Below are 21,054 nucleotides of genomic sequence, written 5' to 3'. Positions count from 1 at the left end.
TGCAACTATAGATCAATATAAGTACTCACCCTATATGACAACTCTGAGTTAAGCAAGTGATGGGTGTGAATTTTCACTGCAGCCTAGATGTCATGGTTTGCATGACGTTCGCAGGCAAGTTTTCGTCGGAGCGATGCAGCCGAAGATTGCAGGTTCGGTAATTTTAGGCTTTAAGTAATTTCGAATGGAGCGCGATTGTTTTGTGACTTTCGATTGCGGAAAAACAATCAAAAGGGGAGAAGAAATATCCGTCAACTTTGAGTGGATCTACGAAATCCGCGCGCCAACTGCCGATCCACTTGACTCGGCGCATTGTGATTTTCGAAAATGGGCCGGATTTTCGCGCCGACGCGTTGGCGGATCACAGCCCCGTGTCGCATTGAGGATCAGGCGGGCTGAGCGGTCAGGCCGCGCAATTCTCGCGCAAGATTGCCGCGCTCGACAATCTCGATCCGCTCGAGACCCAGCCACCCGGCCATTTCGATCAGTTTCGTCATCAGCGCCTCGGCCGCGTGGCCCGGCGCTCCGGGCTCCAGGTGGGCGGCCTGTACTTTGAGGCATTTTGCCCCGCGATCGGCCTTCAGATCAACGCGGGCGACGATCCGGTCGCCCAGCAGGAAGGGCAGGACATAATAGCCATACACGCGCTTGTGCGCCGGCGTGTAGATCTCGATGCGGTAGCGAAAGCCGAAAATGCGCTCGGCGCGCTGCCGCTCCCAGACGACAGGATCGAACGGGGCGAGCAGGGCGGCCCTGTGCAGCTTGCGTGGCATCTGCGCGTCGCGGTGCAGATAGGCCGGCTGCCGCCAACCCTTGATCTCGACCGGCAGCAGCAATCCGCTTTCGACGAGCTCGGCCACGCGTGCCTGTGAATCGGCCGGCGACAATCTGAAATAGTCGCGCAGATCCGTTTCGGTTGCCACGCCGAGCGCCCGCGCTGCAATGGCGATCAATTGTCGTTGTGCATCGTCCTCGGATGGCGTCGGGATGCTGGTGATGGCCTCCGGCAGGACGCGCTCGGGCAGGTCGTACAGCCGCTCGAAGCTCGGCCGGCGCGAATGGGTGGTGATGCGTCCGGCCCAGAACAGCCATTCGAGCGCATGCTTGGTGTTGCTCCAGCCCCACCAGCCGCCGCTGCCCTTCTCGCCGTCGAAATCGGAGGCGGCAATCGGCCCGCGCGCCACGACCTCATCATGGATTCGCGCGATGAAGGCATGTTTTTCCCGGCCAAACCGGGCGAGCTGCTTGTAGATGCCTTCGCCGCGCTCGGCGCGCGCCATGCGCCAGCGCAGCAAGGGCTGTGTCTCGACGGGCAGGAGGGAGGCTTCGTGCGCCCAATACTCAAACAGCATGCGCGGCCGGCGCGATGCGGCACGGTCGAGGAGGTCGGTGGCATAGGGGCCGAGTCGCGAGAACAGCGGCATCAGATGCGCCCGTGCCACCACGTTGACGGAATCGATCTGCAGCAATCCCGTCCGGTCGAGGACGCGTCGCACATGCCGCCGCGTCACGTCGCCGGCCGGCGCGCGGTCGGCAAAGCCTTGTGCGGCAAGGGCTATTCGCCGCACCTCGCCAGGAGTAAGCCGTTCCCTGCGCATGAGTTCTCCCGAATCTCGCCGCTATTCCCGTTATGTTCCATTCAACTCCTAACCGCTTCAACGAAGTGCCGCCACCCGTTTGCCGACCGGCGGGCGGCTCTCCTGACATAGGCGGCGGGAGAACGGCATGTGCTTCGTTTGCCGGTCGACCGGCCTTGGCGCGGTTGTGAACAAGTCGGCGATTCCCCTTGGCTTCCCCCGGCCTTTCCATGCCCGCCGCCCATCTGGCCTTGCACAATGCCGCAATCCGGCCAAGGTTTGACTTGCGTCGCCAAGCGCCCTGCGCTAACCCTCGCCGCGTTGCAACATGAGCCTTGCCTTGCCGCCACGGCTGACGGGCGCTTAGGCCCCGCATCGGGCCTCAATACGCAGCCTCGCCCGCGGCGGGCAACGGAAAGTCGGACCATGAATGAGCTTCTGAGTTCATACCTACCCATTGTCATTTTCATCGGCGTGGCGCTGGTGGTCTGCCTCGCGCTGATCGTCGCCCCGTTCGTCATCGCCTACCGCGACCCCGATCCGGAAAAGCTGTCGGCCTATGAGTGCGGTTTCAACGCCTTCGACGATGCCCGCATGAAATTCGACGTGCGCTTCTATCTGGTGGCCATCCTGTTCATCATCTTCGACCTGGAAGTGGCGTTTCTGTTTCCCTGGGCCGTTTCCTTCGGCGAGATCGGCTGGCTCGGCTTCTGGTCGATGATGGTCTTCCTCGGCATTCTGACCATCGGCTTCATCTATGAATGGAAGAAGGGAGCGCTGGAATGGGATTGAACGACGGCACCCTCGTTGCCCCCCAGCCGAAAGGGCTGATCGACCCCCGCACCGGCAACCCGCTGGGCAGCGACGATCCGTTTTACTCCGGCATCAACAGCGAGCTCTCCGACAAGGGCTTCCTCGTCACCTCGTCGGAGGCGCTGATCACCTGGGCGCGCACCGGCTCGCTGATGTGGATGACCTTCGGCCTGGCCTGCTGCGCGGTAGAGATGATGCATGTCTCCATGCCGCGCTACGATGCCGAGCGCTTCGGCATCGCCCCGCGCGCCTCTCCGCGCCAGTCGGACGTGATGATCGTCGCCGGCACGCTGACCAACAAGATGGCGCCGGCGCTGCGCAAGGTCTACGACCAGATGCCGGAGCCGCGCTACGTCATCTCCATGGGTTCCTGCGCCAATGGTGGCGGCTATTATCACTATTCCTATTCGGTGGTGCGCGGCTGCGACCGCGTCGTGCCCGTCGATATTTATGTGCCGGGCTGCCCGCCCACGGCCGAGGCGCTGCTGTATGGCATTCTTCTGTTGCAGAAGAAGATCCGGCGCACCGGCACGATCGAACGTTAGAGGCGGATGATGAGCGAAGCGCTGAAGGATCTGGCGGCCTACGTCACGGAAAAGCTCGATGCGCAGATTCAGGATGCGGTCGTCGCTCATGGCGAGCTGACCTTCCTGGTCGAGCCGGGCGACATCGTCGACGTGCTGACGTTCCTGAAGAACGACGTGCAGTGCCAGTTCTACGCCTTCATCGACATTTCCGGCGTCGACTATCCGGCGCGCGACAAGCGTTTCGAGGTGGTCTACCACCTGTTGTCCCCGCGCCAGAACCAGCGCGTGCGCGTCAAGGTGTCGACGGATGAGGACACGCCGGTCCCCTCGACGGTGGAGGTTTTCCCGGCCGCCGACTGGTTCGAGCGCGAGATCTACGATCTCTACGGCGTGCTCTTCACCGGGCACCCGGACTTGCGCCGCATTCTGACCGATTACGGCTTCGAAGGGCATCCGCTGCGCAAGGATTTCCCGCTGACGGGTTTTGTCGAGGTGCGCTACGACGACGATGCCAAGCGCGTCGTCTATGAGCCGGTCGAACTGCGCCAGGAGTTCCGCAATTTCGATTTCCTCTCGCCGTGGGAAGGGACGGATTACGTCCTGCCGGGCGATGAGAAGGCGAAAGAGTGAAGTGAGCGAATAGGGAGTAGTGAATAGCGAATAGAGGATGTCCTTTGTCTATCAATTCGTACCGCGATCTTCTGGTGTGGCAGGCGGCGATGGATCTGGCTCTGGATTGTTATCGCGTTACGAAAGGCTTCCCGACCAGCGAGTTGTACGGATTGACAAGTCAAATTCGGCGAGCTGCGGCATCCATCGCCGCTAACATTGCCGAGGGACATGGCCGGGAGCAGACGGGGTCCTTTATTCAGTTCCTGCGAATCGCGCAGGGCTCACTCAAGGAACTCGAGACGCATGTGATTTTGGCGTCGCGTCTCGAGTTTATGGAAGAGACAAGGTCGCAAGGCTTGCTTAGCGCGGCTGATGAGATTGGAAAGATGATCAGATCGATGATCAGGCGGTTGCAGGAGAAAACGACGTGACGCGGTGGCTTTCTATTCGCTATTCGCTATTCGCTATTCGCTCTGGCCGCGAAGGGGCCGCGCATCATGCCTGAAACATCCGTCCGCAATTTCAACATCAATTTCGGCCCGCAGCATCCGGCCGCGCACGGCGTTCTGCGCCTGGTGCTGGAGCTTGACGGCGAAGTCGTCGAGCGCGTCGATCCGCATATCGGTCTCCTGCATCGCGGCACCGAAAAGCTGATCGAGGCGAAGACCTATCTGCAGGCCATCCCCTATTTCGACCGGCTCGATTACGTCGCGCCGATGAACCAGGAGCATGCCTTCGCCATCGCCGTCGAGCGGCTTCTGGAGATCGACGTGCCGATCCGCGGCCAGTTGATCCGCGTCCTGTTTTCCGAGATCGGCCGCATCCTGTCGCACCTGCTCAACGTGACGACGCAGGCGATGGACGTTGGCGCGCTGACCCCGCCGCTGTGGGGCTTCGAAGAACGCGAGAAGCTGATGGTGTTTTATGAGCGCGCCTGCGGCGCGCGCATGCACGCGGCCTATTTCCGCCCCGGCGGCGTCCATCAGGACCTCCCCGACCAGCTGGTCGAGGACATCGGCAAGTGGATCGATCCGTTCCTGGTGACGGTGAAGAACCTCGACGATCTGCTCACCGGCAACCGCATCTTCAAGCAGCGCAATGTCGATATCGGCGTCGTCAGCCTCGAAGACGCCTGGGCCTGGGGCTTTTCCGGTGTCATGGTGCGCGGCTCGGGCGCCGCCTGGGACCTGCGCAAGAGCCAACCCTATGAATGCTACCCGCAGATGGATTTCGACATTCCGATCGGCAAGAACGGCGATTGCTACGACCGTTACCTGATCCGCATGGAAGAAATGCGCCAGTCGGCCAAGATCATGCGGCAATGCGTCGATCGCCTCCTGGGCGCCGAGCGCGTCGGCCCGGTCTCCAATACGGACGGCAAGGTCGTTCCGCCCAAGCGTGGCCAGATGAAGCGCTCGATGGAAGCGCTGATCCATCACTTCAAGCTCTATACGGAAGGCTACCGCGTTCCCGAGGGCGAAGTGTACGCCGCCGTCGAAGCGCCGAAGGGCGAGTTCGGCGTCTATCTCGTCTCCGACGGGTCCAACAAGCCCTATCGCTGCAAGTTGCGCGCGCCGGGCTTCGCTCACCTCCAGGCCATGGACTTCCTGTGCCGCGGCCATCTCCTGGCCGACGTCTCCGCCGTGCTTGGTTCCCTCGACATCGTGTTTGGTGAGGTAGACAGATAAATGTCAGTCCGCCGTCTCGCAGACGAAGCCGTCCAGCCCGCTTCCTTCGCCTTCTCCCGTGCCATGGGCACGGAGGTGAAGCGCTGGATCAAGAAATACCCCAAGGGGCGTGAGCAGTCGGCGGTCATTCCGCTTCTGATGCTGGCGCAGGAACAGGATGGCTGGGTCACGCGCGCCGCCATCGAGCATGTGTCCAAAATGCTCGACATGCCGCTGATCCGCGTTCTGGAAGTGGCGACCTTCTACACCCAGTTCCAACTGGCCCCGGTCGGCACGCGCGCCCATATCCAGGTCTGCGGCACCACGCCGTGCATGCTGCGCGGCGCGGGCGAACTGATCGATCTGTGCAAGGCAAAGATCCATCCCGAACCTTTCCACACCAATGAGGGCGGTACGCTCTCATGGGAAGAAGTCGAGTGCCAGGGCACCTGCGTCAACGCGCCGATGGTGATGATCTTCAAGGACACCTATGAGGATCTGACGCCCGCGCGCCTCGACGAGATCATCGACGCGTTCGAGGCGGGCAGGGGCGACAGCGTCAGGACGGGGCCGCAGGTGGACCGCGTCTATTCCGCGCCGATGGGCGGGCCGACCACGCTGACCGACGAGAAGGCCGTCACCGTCAAGAATCGGGCAAAGCCGTCGGCTGCCGCCTCCGGTGCTTCGGCAGCAAAACTACCGCCCTCCAACGCCGCCAAGCCGAAGACGGATGCCATCGAGACGGCCAAGGCCATCGCCTCGCCATCGTCTGTCAAGGTCGACGATGGCGCGAGGAAAAAGGCGCCGGCGAAGAAGGCCGCCGCCAAGCCGGGCCTCGAGGACAAGGACCGTCCGCAGGGCATCGCCCGGCCGGCCGCCGTCGACGATCTGAAGATGATTTCCGGCGTCGGTCCGAAGATCGAGGGCATCCTGCACGATCTCGGCATTTTCACCTTCGCCCAGGTCTCGAAGTGGAAAAAGACCGAGCGCGAATGGGTCGACGGTTATCTGAGTTTTCACGGCCGCATCGAGCGCGAGGACTGGGTCAAGCAGGCCAAGGCGCTCGCCAAGGGCGGCGAGGCCGAATACATCAAAGTTTTTGGCAAGAAGCCGCGGTGAGGGACTAGAGCATGCTAGCTGACAAGGACCGCATCTTTAACAATCTCTACGGTCAGTTCGACCGGTCGCTGAAGGGCGCCATGTCGCGCGGCCATTGGGATGGCACAAGGGGCCTGATCGACAAGGGCCGCGACTGGATCATCAACGAGATGAAGGCGTCGGGTCTGCGCGGTCGTGGCGGCGCCGGCTTCCCGACCGGCCTGAAATGGTCCTTCATGCCGAAGGAGCCGGGCGACCGGCCGCATTATCTCGTCGTCAATGCCGACGAATCGGAGCCCGGCACCTGCAAGGACCGCGACATCATGCGCCACGACCCGCACACGCTGGTCGAGGGCTGCCTGATCGCCGGTTTCGCCATGGGCGCGCACGCGGCCTACATCTACGTGCGCGGCGAGTTCATTCGTGAGCGCGAGGCCCTGCAGCGCGCCATCGACGAATGCTACGATGCGGGCCTCATCGGCAAGAACAACAAGAACGGCTGGGACATGGACGTTTTCGTCCATCACGGCGCCGGCGCCTATATCTGCGGCGAGGAAACGGCGCTGCTCGAAAGCCTGGAAGGCAAGAAGGGCCAGCCGCGCCTGAAGCCGCCATTCCCGGCCAATGTCGGCCTGTATGGCTGCCCGACCACGGTCAACAACGTCGAATCGATTGCCGTGGCGCCGACCATCCTGCGCCGTGGCGCTTCGTGGTTCTCCTCCTTCGGGCGCGAGAACAACAAGGGCACGAAGCTGTTCTGCATCTCCGGCCACGTGGAAAACCCGTGCACGGTGGAGGAGGAGATGTCGATCCCCTTCCGCGAGCTGATCGAGCGCCATTGCGGCGGCATCAGGGGCGGCTGGGACAATCTTCTGGCGGTCATCCCCGGCGGTTCCTCGGTGCCGCTGGTGCCGGCCTCGGAGATCATCGACACGCCGATGGATTTCGACGCGCTGCGCGAGCTGAAATCGGGTCTCGGCACCGCCGCCGTCATCGTCATGGACAAGTCCACCGACATCGTGAAGGCGATCGCCCGGCTCTCCTATTTCTACAAGCATGAGAGCTGCGGCCAGTGCACGCCGTGCCGCGAGGGCACGGGCTGGATGTGGCGCGTGATGGAGCGTCTGGTGGTGGGCCAGGCGCAGAAGCACGAGATCGACATGCTGCTCGACGTGACGAAGCAGGTGGAAGGCCACACGATCTGCGCCCTGGGCGATGCGGCCGCCTGGCCGATCCAGGGCCTGGTGCGCCATTTCCGCCCGGAGATCGAGCGCCGCATCGACGAATTCAGCCGCAACGCCCACCAGGCCCGGCCGGTGCTGGTGGCGGCGGAATAAGAGTGAAAGTTTTGCTCCCGAAGGGGCGAGAGGCAAGCGGACAGCGACCATGGCAAGATTGAAAGTCGACGGCACGGAGATCGAGGTTCCCGATCACTATACGCTGCTGCAGGCCGCCGAGGAGGCGGGCGCGGAGGTGCCGCGCTTCTGTTTCCATGAGCGCCTGTCGATCGCCGGCAATTGCCGCATGTGCCTGGTCGAGGTGAAGGGCGGGCCGCCGAAGCCTGCCGCCTCCTGCGCCATGGGCGTGCGCGACCTGCGCCCCGGCCCGAACGGCGAGGCGCCGGAAATCTTCACCAACACGCCGATGGTCAAGAAGGCCCGCGAAGGCGTGATGGAGTTCCTGCTCATCAACCACCCGCTCGATTGCCCGATCTGCGACCAGGGCGGCGAATGCGACCTGCAGGACCAGGCGATGGCCTTCGGCGTCGATTCCTCGCGCTACCACGAGAACAAGCGCGCGGTGGAAGACAAATACATCGGGCCGCTCGTCAAGACGATCATGACACGCTGCATCCACTGCACGCGCTGCGTCCGCTTCACCACTGAAATCGCTGGCATTTCCGAGCTCGGCCTGATTGGCCGCGGCGAGGATGCCGAGATCACCACCTATCTCGAACAGGCGATGACCTCGGAGCTGCAGGGCAACGTCATCGATTTGTGCCCGGTCGGCGCGCTGACCTCGAAACCCTACGCCTTCCAGGCGCGTCCGTGGGAATTGAACAAGACCCAGTCCATCGACGTGATGGACGCCGTCGGTTCGGCCATCCGCGTCGACACGCGCGGCCGCGAGGTGATGCGCATCATGCCGCGCGTCAACGAGGCGGTGAACGAGGAGTGGATTTCCGACAAGACCCGCTTCATCTGGGACGGCCTCAGGACGCAGCGCCTCGACCGTCCCTATGTGCGCAAGGGCAAGCGCCTGCAGCCGGCAAGCTGGCCCGAGGCGTTCGACGCCATCGCCAAGGCCGTCGGCAAGGCCAAGCCGGAAAGGATCGGCGCCATCGCCGGCGATCTGGCGGGCGTCGAGGAGATGTATGCGCTCAAGAAGCTGATGCAGTCGCTTGGTTCGCCAAACTACGATTGCCGCCAGGACGGCACGGTTCTCGATCCGGCCGCCGGCCGCGCATCCTATGTCTTCAACCCGACCATCGAGGGCATAGAGAATGCCGACGCACTGCTGATCATCGGCGCCAATCCGCGTTTCGAGGCGTCGGTGCTTAACGCGCGCATCCGCAAGCGCTGGCGCATGGGCGATTTCCCCATCGGCGTCATCGGCGAGATGGGCGACCTGCGCTACGATAGCGAGATGCTCGGCGCCGGGCCGGAGACGCTGAAGGACCTGGTCGACGGCACACACAAATTCGCCTCCGTGCTGAAAAAGGCCAAGCGGCCGATGATCATCGTCGGGCAGGGCGCTCTGACCCGTTCGGACGGCGCGGCCATTCTCGGCCTTGCCGCCAGGCTGGCCGATGGCGTCAAGGCTGTCAGCGGCGACTGGAACGGCTTTGCCGTGCTGCATACGGCGGCTGCCCGCGTCGGCGGTCTCGATCTCGGCTTCGTGCCGGAAAAGGGCGGCAAGGACGTGAAGGGCATGATGGGCGCCATGGACGTGCTGTTCCTGCTCGGCGCCGACGAGATCGACATGAGTGCCATCGGCGACGCCTTCACCGTCTACATCGGCACCCATGGTGATGCCGGCGCGCACCGCGCCGATGTCATCCTGCCTTCTGCCACCTACACGGAAAAATCCGCCACCTATGTCAACACCGAGGGCCGGGTGCAGATGACCAACCGCGCCGGCTTCGCGCCGGGCGAGGCGAAGGAAGACTGGGCCATCCTGCGCGCCCTGTCGGATGTGCTCGGCCACAAGCTGCCGTTCGATTCGCTTGCCGCGCTGCGCGCAGCGCTTTACGCCGAACATAGGCATTTCGCCGCGATCGATGCGGTCGCGTCGGCGGATGCCTCCGCGGTGGCTGGCCTCGCCAAGCTCGGTGGCCGCCTGACCAAGGCGCCCTTCACCTCGGCGGTGAAGGATTTCTACCTCACCAACCCGATTGCGCGCGCCTCGGCCGTCATGGCCGAGTGCTCGGCGCTGGCGCGGGGCGAACTGAAACAGGCGGCCGAGTAGAGACGCATGGAACCCTTCTTCGCAACCTACGTCCTTCCCGGGCTGATCATCCTGCTGAAATCGGTGGTGATGATCGTCGTCCTGCTGATCTTCGTCGCCTATATCCTTTATGCCGACCGCAAGATCTGGGCGGCGGTGCAGTTGCGCCGCGGTCCCAACGTCGTCGGCCCGTGGGGCCTGTTCCAGGCCTTCGCCGATCTGTTCAAATTCGTCTTCAAGGAACCGGTCATCCCGTCTGGCGCCAACAAGGGCGTGTTCCTGCTGGCGCCCGTGGTGGCCGCCGTCCTGGCGCTTGCCGCCTGGGCGGTGATCCCGATCGATGAAGGCTGGGCCATCGCCAACGTCAACATCGGCATTCTCTACGTCTTCGCCATTGCCTCGCTGGAGGTCTACGGCGTCATCATGGGCGGCTGGGCCTCCAACTCGAAATACCCGTTCCTCGGCGCGCTGCGCTCGGCGGCGCAGATGGTCTCCTATGAGGTCTCCATCGGTTTCGTCATCGTCACGGTGCTCTTGACGGTCGGCTCGCTCAACCTGACCGACATCGTGCTGGCGCAGGGCGATGGGCTTGGCACCATGATGGGCCTGCCGAACACCTTCCTCGACTGGAACTGGCTGGCGCTGTTCCCGATGTTCATCGTCTTCTTCATCTCGGCGCTGGCCGAGACGAACCGCCCGCCCTTCGACCTGGTGGAAGCCGAATCGGAACTCGTTGCCGGCCACATGATCGAGTATTCCTCGACGCCGTTCCTGCTGTTCTTCCTGGGCGAGTATGTCGCCATCGTGCTGATGTGCGCGCTGACCACCATCCTGTTCCTGGGGGGCTGGCTGCCGCCATTCGATTTCGCACCCTTCACCTGGTTGCCGGGCGTCGTCTGGTTCGTGCTGAAAGTGTGCATGGTCTTCTTCATGTTCGCCTTGGTGAAGTCCTTCGTGCCGCGCTATCGCTACGACCAGCTCATGCGCCTCGGCTGGAAGGTGTTCCTGCCGCTGTCGCTGTTCATGGTCGTCGCCACCGCGGCCTTCCTGAAACTCACGGGCATGGCATGAGGACCCTCATGCCGAACCCGCTCAATCTCGCCGGAGAATGACGATGTCAGCGCTCGCACAAGCCGCCAAATCGCTGCTCCTGAAGGAATTCGTCGGAGCTGTCTTCCTCTCCATGCGTCAGTTCTTCGCCCCCAAGGCGACGCTGAACTACCCGCATGAGAAGGGGCCGATCTCGCCACGCTTTCGCGGCGAACATGCGCTGCGCCGTTATCCCAACGGCGAGGAGCGCTGCATCGCCTGCAAACTGTGCGAGGCGATCTGCCCGGCGCAGGCCATCACCATCGAGGCCGGACCGCGCCGCAACGACGGCACGCGCCGCACGGTGCGCTACGACATCGACATGGTGAAGTGCATCTATTGCGGCTTCTGCCAGGAGGCCTGTCCGGTCGACGCCATTGTCGAGGGGCCGAATTTCGAGTTCGCGACGGAGACCCGCGAGGAACTCTACTACGACAAGGACAAGCTGCTTGCGAACGGCGATCGCTGGGAGCGGGAACTGGCGCGCAACATCGCGTTGGACGCGCCATACAGGTGACGGTCACAAGAGTGGACGGGGGCGGGGCGCTCGTCTAAACACACGGCAAATCCGCGGCCTGCCAGGACGCGGAATCAAGGCGGGACGGGACGTTCCGGCCAGGGCTAGGTACCGAGGGAACCATGCTGACAGGACTCGAGGCGATTTTCTTTTATCTGTTCGCCTTTCTCACCGTGGCGGCGGCCTTCATGGTCGTTTCCGCGCGCAATCCCGTGCATTCGGTGCTCTACCTGATCGTCGCCTTCTTCAATTCGGCCGGTCTGTTTCTGTTGACCGGCGCCGAGTTCCTGGCCTTCATCATGCTGGTCGTCTATGTCGGCGCCGTCGCCGTGCTGTTCCTGTTCGTCGTCATGATGCTCGATGTCGATTTTGCCGAACTGAAGCGCGGCGCGCTGCAATATGCGCCGGTCGGTGCGCTGGTCGGCATCATTCTCGCTGCCGAGCTGGTGGTGGTGCTGGGCGGTTATGCGTTCTCGCCGGATCTTGCCGGCGACATCGCCAAGCCGACGCCGCTGCCGTCGGTGCGCCACAACACGGCGGCGCTGGGCGACATTCTCTACACGGACTACATCCACTACTTCCAGATCGCCGGCATGGTGCTTCTGGTCGCCATGATCGGCGCCATCGTCCTGACGCTGCGGCACAAGGAAGGCGTCAAGCGGCAGAACATCTCGGTTCAGGTCGCACGCACGCCCGAGACGGCGATCGAGATCAAGAAAGTCGAAACGGGCGAGGGAATCTGACCATGCTGGAAATCGGCATCGCACACTATCTGACCGTCTCGGCGATCCTCTTCACGCTCGGCGTGTTCGGCATCTTCCTGAACCGCAAGAACGTCATCATCATCCTGATGTCGGTCGAGCTGATCCTGCTTGCGGTGAACTTGAACTTCGTCGCCTTCTCGGCTGTTCTGGGCGATCTCGTCGGCCAGGTCTTCGCTCTTTTCGTTCTCACCGTCGCGGCGGCGGAAGCCGCGATCGGCCTTGCCATTCTCGTCGTCTTCTTCCGCAATCGCGGCACCATCGCCGTCGAAGACGTCAACATGATGAAGGGCTGAGGTTCGCGCCATGTATCACGCGATCGTTTTCCTTCCGCTTGTCGGATTTTTGATTGCCGGGCTCTTCGGCCGCTCCATCGGCGCCAAGGGATCCGAGCTGATCACCTCAGGCCTGTTGGTGATTTCAGCGCTGTTGTCGTGGGTCGCCTTCTTCTCGGTGGCGCTGGGCGAGGGCGAGGCCTTCACCGTGCCGGTGCTGCGCTTCATCACGTCGGGCAGCCTCGACGTCTATTGGGCGCTGAGGATCGACACGCTGACGGCGGTCATGCTGGTGGTGGTCAACACCGTGTCGGCGCTGGTGCACATCTATTCCATCGGCTACATGCACCACGACCCGCACCGGCCGCGCTTCTTCGCCTATCTGTCGCTGTTCACCTTCGCCATGCTGATGCTGGTGACGTCGGACAATCTGGTGCAGATGTTCTTCGGCTGGGAAGGCGTCGGTCTCGCCTCCTATCTGCTGATCGGTTTCTGGTACAAGAAGCCGTCGGCCAACGCCGCCGCCATCAAGGCCTTCGTCGTCAACCGCATTGGCGATTTCGGCTTCTCGCTCGGCATTTTCGGCATCTTCGTCCTGTTCGGCTCGATCAATTTCGACACGGTCTTCGCCAATGCGGCGACCTACCTGCCGGCTGAAGGCGCGCCGGCCGGCGAGGCGGTGCTGACCTTCCTCGGCTACACGCTCGACAAATCGACGGCCGTCACCGTGGTCGCCCTGCTTCTGTTCATGGGCGCCATGGGCAAGTCGGCGCAGGTGCCGCTGCACACCTGGCTGCCGGACGCCATGGAAGGCCCGACCCCCGTGTCGGCGCTGATCCATGCCGCGACCATGGTCACGGCCGGCGTCTTCATGGTGGCGCGCCTGTCGCCGATCTTCGAATTGTCGGCGACCGCGCTGACGGTCGTCACCTTCGTCGGTGCGTTCACCGCCTTCTTCGCCGCCACGGTCGGCCTGGTGCAGAACGACATCAAGCGCGTCATTGCCTATTCGACATGCTCGCAGCTCGGCTACATGTTCGTCGCGCTCGGCACCGGCTTCTATGGCGCGGCCATCTTCCATCTGTTCACGCACGCCTTCTTCAAGGCGCTGCTGTTCCTTGGTTCCGGCTCGGTCATCCATGCCGTCTCCGACGAGCAGGACATGCGCAAGATGGGTGGTCTGCGCACGCTGATCCCGAAAACCTACTGGATGATGATCATCGGCACGGTCGCGCTGACCGGTGTCGGCATCCCTCTGACGATGATCGGCACCGCCGGCTTCTTCTCCAAGGACGCCATCATCGAGGGGGCTTTCGCCGGCGAGAACGCCATGGCCGGCATCGCCTTCGTGCTGCTGACGATCGCTGCGGTCTTCACCAGCTTCTATTCCTGGCGGCTGATCTTCATGACCTTCCACGGCAAGGCACGGGCCTCGGCCGACGTCATGCACCATGTGCATGAATCGCCGCTGGTCATGCTGGTGCCCTTGTTCATCCTGGCGGCCGGCGCGCTGTTTGCCGGCGTCATCTTCCAGGGCTTCTTCGTCGGCCATGAGTATGAGCACTTCTGGAAGGGCGCGCTGTTCACCCTGCCGGACAACCATATCCTCGAAGAGTTCCACCATGTGCCGCTCTGGGTGAAGCTGGCGCCGTTCGTCGCCATGCTGATCGGCTTCTACGTCGCCTGGGTGTTCTACATTCGCTCGCCCGAGCGGCCGAAGGCGCTGGCACGCCAGTTCAGCGGCCTCTACGCCTTCCTGCTCAACAAATGGTACTTCGACGAAGCCAATGACTTCCTGTTCGTCCGCCCGGCCAAGCGGCTCGGCCACTTCCTCTGGAAGAAGGGCGATGGCTGGTTCATCGACGGCCTGGGCCCCGACGGCGTGTCGTCCCGGGTGGTCGACGTGACCAACCGGATCGTCAAGCTGCAGAGCGGCTATCTCTATCATTACGCCTTCGCCATGCTCATCGGCGTCGCGGCACTCGTTACCTGGATGATGCTCGGAGGCGCATTCTAAAATGACCGACTGGCCCATTCTCTCCACGGTTACGTTTCTGCCGCTGGTCGGTGCGTTCCTGATCCTGCTGATCCGCGAGGACGGACCGGGCGCGCGCCGCAACATCCGCAATGTCGCGCTGTTGACGACGGTGTTCACCTTCGTCCTGTCGCTGTTCATCTGGCTCGGCTTCGATGCCTCGACCCCCAGCTTCCAGATGGTCGAGAAGCGCGACTGGCTGGATTCGGGCATTTCCTACCACATGGGCGTCGACGGCATTTCCATGCTGTTCGTCATCCTGACGACGTTCCTGATGCCGTTCTGCATCCTGGCCAGCTGGGAGGCGATCGACAAGCGCGTCAAGGACTACATGATCGCCTTCCTGATCCTGGAAACCTTGATGATCGGCGTGTTCTGCGCGCTCGACATCGTGCTTTTCTACGTCTTCTTCGAGGCGGGCCTGATCCCGATGTTCATCATCATCGGTGTCTGGGGCGGCAAGCGGCGCGTCTATGCCAGCTTCAAGTTCTTCCTCTACACGCTGCTCGGCTCGGTCCTGATGCTGCTGGCCATGATGGCCATGTTCTGGCAGGCCGGCACGACGGACATCCCGACGCTTCTGACCCATGTCTTCCCGACAGGCATGCAGTACTGGCTATGGGTCGCCTTCTTCGCCTCCTTCGCCGTCAAGATGCCCATGTGGCCGGTCCACACCTGGCTTCCCGACGCGCATGTGGAGGCGCCGACGGCGGGTTCCGTCATCCTGGCCGGCATCCTGTTGAAGATGGGCGGCTACGGCTTCCTGCGTTTCTCGCTGCCGATGTTCCCAGTCGCCTCGATGGACCTTGCGCCGCTGGTCTTCACGCTGTCCGTCATCGCCATCATCTACACGTCGCTGGTGGCGCTGATGCAGGAGGACATCAAGAAGCTGATCGCCTATTCCTCGGTTGCCCATATGGGCTTCGTCACCATGGGCATCTTCGCGCTCAACCAGCAGGGCGTGCAGGGCGCCATCTTCCAGATGCTGTCGCACGGCCTCGTCTCGGGCGCGCTGTTCCTGTGCGTCGGCGTCATCTACGACCGCATGCACACCCGCGAGATCGCCGCCTATGGCGGGCTCGTCAACAACATGCCGAAATACGCCACGGTGTTCATGATCTTCACCATGGCCAATGTCGGCCTGCCGGGCACAAGCGGTTTCGTCGGCGAATTCCTGACGTTGCTCGGCGCCTTCAAGGTCAACACCTGGGTCGCCTTCTTCGCCACCACCGGCGTGATCCTGTCGGCGGCTTATGCACTGTGGCTCTATCGCCGGGTGATTTTCGGCGCCCTGACCAAGGAAAGCCTGAAGGGCCTGCTCGATCTTTCTGCGCGCGAGAAGCTGATCCTTTATCCGCTCGTGGTTCTGGTCATCTTCTTCGGCATCTATCCGGCGCCCATCCTCGACGCCACGGCGGTGTCCGTCGAGGCGCTTGTCAACAATGTTTCCTTGTCGGCCGACATGGCGCGGCAGGCGGCCACGGCCGCGGCCGCCGCCCAATGAACCGGCCACCAGTAGACGGAACGAAAACGAATGACGCCTGATCTGACGATAAGCCTGATCCTTGCCACGCCGGAGCTGCTCTTGGCGGTGGGCGCCATGGCGCTCCTGATGGTCGGCGTCTTTTCCGGTGCGCGCGCCAACAGCACGGTGACCGGCCTGGCCGTCGCGCTGATGGTGGCGGTGATCGCCCTTATGGTCATCTTCCCGTCCGACGGGCGCGCCTTCGGCGGGGCTTTCGTCAGCGATCCGTTCTCGCGCTTCATGAAGGTTCTGACCGTCGTCGGCTCGGTGGTCACGCTGATCATGTCCGTCGGCTTCGCCAAGGCGGAGAAGTTCGACAAGTTCGAATACCCGGTGCTGATCATGCTGGCGACGCTCGGCATGATGCTGATGGTGTCGGCCAACGACATGATCGCGCTCTATCTCGGCCTCGAATTGCAGTCGCTGGCGCTCTACGTCGTGGCAGCGATCAACCGCGACAGCGCCCGCTCAACCGAAGCCGGATTGAAATATTTCGTCCTCGGCGCGCTGTCCTCGGGCATGATGCTGTACGGCATCTCGCTGATCTACGGCTATACGGGCAACACCGGCTTCGACGTCATCGCCGCCACACTGACCGGCGCCGAGCGTCAGCTCGGTCTCGTCTTCGGCCTGGTCTTCGTGCTGGCCGGCTTGGCCTTCAAGATCTCCGCCGTGCCGTTCCACATGTGGACGCCCGACGTCTACGAGGGCGCGCCGACGCCGGTGACCGCCTTCTTCGCTGCGGCGCCGAAGATGGCCGCCATGGCGCTCCTCGTGCGCGTTACCATGGGCGCCTTCGAGCCGATCGCGCTCGACTGGCAGCAGATCGTCGTCTTCATCTCCATCGCCTCGATGCTGCTTGGCGCTTTCGCCGCCATCGGCCAGCGCAACATCAAGCGCCTGATGGCCTATTCGTCGATCAGCCATATGGGCTACGCTCTGGTGGGCCTCGCGGCCAATTCCGAGGCCGGCGTGCGCGGCGTGGCGATCTACATGCTGATCTACCTGGTGATGACGCTCGGCACCTTTGCCGTCATCCTCGCCATGCGCCGCAACGAGGGCAATGTCGAGCAGATCGACGATCTGGCGGGTCTCTCATCGACCAATCCGATGATGGCGACGGTGATGACCATCCTGATGTTCTCGCTGGCCGGTATTCCGCCGCTTGCCGGCTTCTGGGGGAAGTGGTACGTCTTTCTGGCCGCCATCAATGCCGAGCTTTACGCGCTGGCCGTGATCGGCGTTCTGGCCTCGGTCGTCGGCGCCTACTATTATCTGCGCATCATCAAGATCATGTGGTTCGATGAATCGGTCGGCAGCTTCCAGCCGATGGCCGGCGAATTGCGCCTGGTGATGCTGCTGTCTTCCGCCTTCGTGCTGTTTTATGTCCTGATCGGCGGCCCGGTCGGGCGGTTCGCCGAAGCAGCCGCCAAGACATTCTTCTGATCGGATGGGATTCCGCCCGGCGCCTTCCGCCACTGACGCCGGGTACCCGCCGCAAAGGCAGAAGAGTGTCGGACTGGCGGCGACCGTCGCTCCGCGGCAGATGAATGATCGTTTCGCCGTTGCCTCAGGCTCCGTTGCGAATGTGGTCCGGTTTCCCGAGTGTCTGCCTTATCCTGCGGCTTCGCGGCGGAAAGTCGGGTCTGCAGCGTTTTGTCATCCGCTGGGCAAGCGGCTCATTGCTCAAGGTCGCCTATGGGCGACGCTCATTTAAGTGCCGTTGCCTCGGCGCAAGCAGATTGAAGGAAAGGGAACCCATGGCGCGTTCCAGCAAGAAGAACATGAACCAACCGACCGATAACGCCGAACTCGTCTTCTGCCCCCTGGGCGGCGTTGGTGAGATCGGCATGAATTTCGGCCTTTACGGCTTTGGCCCGAAGCAGAAGCGCGAATGGATCATCGTCGATTGCGGCGTGACCTTTCCCGGGCCCGATTTGCCGGGCGTCGACCTGGTTCTGCCTGACATCCGCTTCATCGAAGGCCAGATCGACAATCTGCGCGGCATGATCATCACCCACGCCCATGAAGACCATTACGGCGCGGTGCTCGATCTGTGGCCGCGCCTGAAGGTCGATGTCTGGATGACACCGTTCTCGGCCGGCCTGCTGGAGGCCAAGCGCCAGTCGGAATCGAATGCGCCGAAAGTCCCGGTCAAGATATTCCGTTCGGGCGAGACCTTCGATGTCGGTCCCTTCCGCATCGAGGCTGTGGCCGTCGCCCACTCGATTCCCGAGCCCGTCTCGCTGGCCATCACCACGGCTGCGGGAACGGTGGTCCACACCGGTGACTGGAAGATCGACCAGGCGCCGTCCATCGGTCCGAAGACCGACGAGGCCCGGTTCCGCGCCATCGGCGAGGCGGGTGTTCTGGCACTCGTCTGCGATTCCACCAACGCCATGCGCGAGGGCGAATCGCCCACCGAGCAAGCCGTCGGCGAAGGGCTGAAGGAAGTGATCGCCGCCGCCAGCGGCCGTGTCGCCGTCACCACTTTCTCGTCCAATGTCGGTCGCATCCGCTCGATTGCCGAGGCGACGCGCGATGCCGGTCGCCAGCTTCTCGTGCTCGGTCGCTCCCTGAAGCGGGTGATGGATGTGGCCGGCGAGCTGGGCTATTTAGACGGCCTGCCGGGCGTCCTCGAGGAGGAGAATTTCCAGAACGTGCCGCGCGACAAGGTGGTGATCCTGTGCACAGGCAGCCAGGGCGAGGGCAGGGCGGCGCTTGCCAAGCTGGCGCGCGATGAGATGCGCAATGTGGCGCTCTCGCCCGGCGATACGGTGGTCTATTCCTCGCGGGTCATCCCCGGCAATGAAAAAGCCATCCTCGAGACCAAGAACCTGCTGATCGAGCAGGGCATCAGGATCATCGAGGATGACGATGCCCTGGTGCATGTGTCGGGCCATCCGCGCCGCAGCGAATTGAAGCGCATGTATGCCTGGACGCGGCCGCGCATCCTGGTGCCGGTCCATGGCGAGGCGGCGCATCTGGTGGCGCAGGGATCGCTCGGCGCCATGGAAGGCATTCCCGAAGTCGTTCAGGTGCGCAATGGCGACATGCTGCGCCTGGCGCCGGGTCCCGCCGAGATCATCGGCGACGTGCCGCATGGCCGCTTCTTCAAGGATGGAAGGCTGCTCGGTTCCGACGAGGAAATGGGCATTCGCGACCGGCGTAAACTGTCGTTTGCCGGCCACGTTGCCGTCAACATCGTGCTCGACGAGCGGCACGATCTTGATGGCGATCCCGATATCGTCGCCATTGGCGTTGCCGAGGCGGATGCAAGCGGCAAACTGCTCGAGGACATCATGCTCGAGGCGGCAATCAGCGCCGTGCGGAGCATTCCGCGCGCCCGCCGCAAGGATCTGGACCTGGTGTTGGAAGCGGTTCGCCGCGCCGTGCGCAACGCGGCCAATGCCACCTGGGGCAAAAAGCCCATTGTGACGGTCTTCGTCACGCAATAAGCATGGGGCGGGGATCTGCTGCATCCCCGCTTTGAATGCTTGCGGAAGAAGAAAACCGATGCTCGGACGATTGAACCACGTGGCGATTGCCGTGCCCGACCTGGAGAAGGCCGCCGCGCTCTACCGCGACACGCTGGGCGCGCGCGTTTCCGCGCCGCAGGCGCTGCCCGAGCATGGGGTGACGGTGGTCTTCGTCGAACTCGGCAACACCAAGGTCGAGTTCCTGGAGCCGCTGGGCGAGGGGTCTCCCATCGCCGGCTTCCTCATCAAGAACCCCGGTGGCGGCATGCACCACATTTGCTACGAGGTGAATGACATCCTCGCCGCCCGCGACCGCCTGACGGCGTCGGGCGCCCGCATTCTGGGCGATGGCGAGCCGAAGACCGGTGCCCATGGCAAGCCGGTGCTGTTCCTTCATCCGAAGGATTTCACCGGCACGCTGGTCGAACTCGAACAGGTTTGAGGTTTCCCGATGGGCTGGCTTTCGCTATTCGCCGTATTCTTCATCATCTGGTGGACGGTCCTGTTCGCCGCGATCCCCTTCGGCCTGCGCACGCAGGATGAGGATGGGAATGTGACGCTCGGTACCATTGAGAGCGCCCCGCGCGGCCCGCACATGCTGCGCGCGCTGATCCGCACGACGGTGATTTCGCTGATCATTTTCGGTGTCCTGTATTTCCTGACGCGCGGCCTTGGATGGTCTTTCGACGACATTCCGCGCATCGTGCCGACCTACGACTGACCCGGCAGCAGCGTTGCCGGAATGTGCCGATAGCTGCTGATTGTCAGCGCGAGAAGCGTCGGGGAAACAGGCAAGAAATGCCAAAAAAAATGCAAGGCCGAGGCCTTGCTAACTCAACGCGTCCGATCCTTAACCGTATCACTGCCGGCGGCTGCGTACGACCGCGCCTGGACCGCATCCTCCCAAGACTTTGACCGCGTGGTGAGGATGAATTTAGCTTCACCCTCTTGTTATGGGAGCGCACTCTAAATCAAGTTGAGACGAAATGTCACGAGGAAAAATGCATTTGAAACGTATTGTTATCTCGGCTTGCATGGCTTTGCCTCTTGAAAATCGATGCTGGCGACCCAGGCGTGTGCCCGGTTGCGGGCGTGGGTTTCCAACTCCCCTGCGAAATGGTTAAAGAAGCCGGTTCCACCTTCTTGTTTTTCCGCATTTATGCGGACGTCAGGTGAGTCCACCTGACTGCAAAATGCTATAGCAGCATGATCTTGTGATTCCGAACAGGCTCCACGAGCCGCCTTAATGGATGCGTCTATGCGACTGTCGCGCTACTTCCTGCCGATCCTGAAAGAAACGCCGCGCGAGGCCGAAATCGTCTCGCACCGCCTGATGCTGCGCGCCGGCATGATCCGCCAGCAGGGCGCCGGCAGCTTTTCCTGGCTGCCGCTCGGCAAGCGCGTGCTTGAGAAGGTCAACACCATCGTTCGCCAGGAGCAGGACCGCGCCGGCGCGCAGGAGATCCTCATGCCGACCATCCAGTCCGCCGATCTCTGGATGGAGAGCGGCCGCTATGACGATTACGGCAAGGAGATGCTGCGCATCGTCGACCGGCACGAGCGCAAGATGCTGTACGGTCCCACCAACGAGGAGATGGTGACCGACATCTTCCGCTCCTATGTGAAATCCTA

At 62.8% G+C, this 21,054-nt stretch carries 19 protein-coding genes and 1 pseudogene; 19 read left to right on the top strand and 1 reads right to left on the bottom strand.

Translation table 11 applies throughout. The features are described from left to right. Positions 1-386: 386 nt before the first annotated feature. Complete coding sequence (locus AB843_RS14600) at positions 387-1,598, bottom strand: winged helix-turn-helix domain-containing protein (RefSeq protein WP_048647616.1); 1,212 nt, start codon at positions 1,596-1,598, stop codon at positions 387-389. 405 nt (positions 1,599-2,003) lie between these two features. On the opposite strand from AB843_RS14600, the gene AB843_RS14595 reads away from it, so the two are divergent. The 19 genes and pseudogenes from AB843_RS14595 to AB843_RS14505 all read left to right on the top strand — a co-directional run. Next, a complete protein-coding gene (locus AB843_RS14595; RefSeq protein WP_048647615.1) occupies positions 2,004-2,369 on the top strand; it encodes an NADH-quinone oxidoreductase subunit A in 366 nt (121 codons plus the stop codon). Beyond that, a complete protein-coding gene (locus tag AB843_RS14590; RefSeq protein WP_048647614.1) occupies positions 2,360-2,935 on the top strand; it encodes a NuoB/complex I 20 kDa subunit family protein in 576 nt (191 codons plus the stop codon). Before AB843_RS14595 ends, AB843_RS14590 begins: the two co-directional genes overlap by 10 nt. 9 nt (positions 2,936-2,944) lie before the next feature. Continuing rightward, positions 2,945-3,547 (top strand): NADH-quinone oxidoreductase subunit C, encoded by a 603-nt coding sequence (locus AB843_RS14585; RefSeq protein WP_048647782.1) that lies wholly within the window; start codon positions 2,945-2,947, stop codon positions 3,545-3,547. 44 nt (positions 3,548-3,591) lie between these two features. Then, a complete protein-coding gene (locus tag AB843_RS14580; RefSeq protein ID WP_082143844.1) occupies positions 3,592-3,960 on the top strand; it encodes a four helix bundle protein in 369 nt (122 codons plus the stop codon). 66 nt (positions 3,961-4,026) lie between these two features. Further along, positions 4,027-5,217 carry an NADH-quinone oxidoreductase subunit D gene (locus AB843_RS14575; RefSeq protein WP_048647612.1) on the top strand — a complete coding sequence of 397 codons (1,191 nt, stop codon included), beginning with the start codon at positions 4,027-4,029 and terminating at the stop codon, positions 5,215-5,217. Continuing rightward, positions 5,218-6,315: an NADH-quinone oxidoreductase subunit NuoE gene (gene nuoE / locus AB843_RS14570; protein ID WP_048647611.1), complete on the top strand. Its 1,098-nt coding sequence runs from the start codon at positions 5,218-5,220 to the stop codon at positions 6,313-6,315. A gap of 11 nt (positions 6,316-6,326) precedes the next feature. Next, entirely contained in the window at positions 6,327-7,631 is a 1,305-nt protein-coding gene (nuoF, locus tag AB843_RS14565) for an NADH-quinone oxidoreductase subunit NuoF (protein ID WP_048647610.1), read from the top strand. Between the two features lie 49 nt (positions 7,632-7,680). Beyond that, complete coding sequence (nuoG, locus tag AB843_RS14560; RefSeq protein ID WP_048647609.1) at positions 7,681-9,762, top strand: NADH-quinone oxidoreductase subunit NuoG; 2,082 nt, start codon at positions 7,681-7,683, stop codon at positions 9,760-9,762. Between the two features lie 6 nt (positions 9,763-9,768). Further along, positions 9,769-10,812, top strand: coding sequence for an NADH-quinone oxidoreductase subunit NuoH (gene nuoH, locus AB843_RS14555; RefSeq protein WP_048647608.1), 1,044 nt, complete (start codon positions 9,769-9,771; stop codon positions 10,810-10,812). A 43-nt stretch (positions 10,813-10,855) separates the two neighbouring features. Then, the gene (gene nuoI / locus AB843_RS14550) at positions 10,856-11,347 is read left to right on the top strand and encodes an NADH-quinone oxidoreductase subunit NuoI (RefSeq protein WP_048647781.1); all 492 of its coding nucleotides are present in this window, start codon (positions 10,856-10,858) and stop codon (positions 11,345-11,347) included. 122 nt (positions 11,348-11,469) lie between these two features. Then, positions 11,470-12,090, top strand: coding sequence for an NADH-quinone oxidoreductase subunit J (locus tag AB843_RS14545; RefSeq protein WP_048647607.1), 621 nt, complete (start codon positions 11,470-11,472; stop codon positions 12,088-12,090). Positions 12,091-12,095: 5 nt separating this feature from the next. Further along, a complete protein-coding gene (gene nuoK, locus AB843_RS14540) occupies positions 12,096-12,404 on the top strand; it encodes an NADH-quinone oxidoreductase subunit NuoK (RefSeq protein WP_048647780.1) in 309 nt (102 codons plus the stop codon). A gap of 10 nt (positions 12,405-12,414) precedes the next feature. Next, entirely contained in the window at positions 12,415-14,400 is a 1,986-nt protein-coding gene (gene nuoL / locus AB843_RS14535) for an NADH-quinone oxidoreductase subunit L (RefSeq protein WP_048647606.1), read from the top strand. Between the two features lies 1 nt (position 14,401). Continuing rightward, on the top strand, positions 14,402-15,922 hold the full coding sequence (locus AB843_RS14530; RefSeq protein ID WP_048647605.1) for an NADH-quinone oxidoreductase subunit M: 1,521 nt from the start codon (positions 14,402-14,404) through the stop codon (positions 15,920-15,922). Positions 15,923-15,952: 30 nt separating this feature from the next. Continuing rightward, the gene (nuoN, locus tag AB843_RS14525; RefSeq protein ID WP_048647604.1) at positions 15,953-17,389 is read left to right on the top strand and encodes an NADH-quinone oxidoreductase subunit NuoN; all 1,437 of its coding nucleotides are present in this window, start codon (positions 15,953-15,955) and stop codon (positions 17,387-17,389) included. Between the two features lie 314 nt (positions 17,390-17,703). Continuing rightward, a complete protein-coding gene (locus AB843_RS14520) occupies positions 17,704-19,401 on the top strand; it encodes a ribonuclease J (RefSeq protein WP_206412889.1) in 1,698 nt (565 codons plus the stop codon). Positions 19,402-19,459: 58 nt separating this feature from the next. Continuing rightward, positions 19,460-19,864, top strand: coding sequence for a methylmalonyl-CoA epimerase (gene mce / locus AB843_RS14515; protein WP_048647603.1), 405 nt, complete (start codon positions 19,460-19,462; stop codon positions 19,862-19,864). 9 nt (positions 19,865-19,873) lie between these two features. Beyond that, complete coding sequence (locus AB843_RS14510) at positions 19,874-20,143, top strand: DUF1467 family protein (RefSeq protein WP_048647602.1); 270 nt, start codon at positions 19,874-19,876, stop codon at positions 20,141-20,143. A 537-nt stretch (positions 20,144-20,680) separates the two neighbouring features. Next, positions 20,681-21,054, top strand: a pseudogene (locus AB843_RS14505) (proline--tRNA ligase); the annotation flags it as partial.

It is taken from the genome of Nitratireductor soli, from assembly GCF_001050155.1.
GTDB classification, from domain to species: domain Bacteria; phylum Pseudomonadota; class Alphaproteobacteria; order Rhizobiales; family Rhizobiaceae; genus Nitratireductor; species Nitratireductor soli.
The sequence above is the reverse complement of the archived record's forward strand: the minus strand, read 5'-3'. Positions and strand labels throughout refer to the sequence as shown.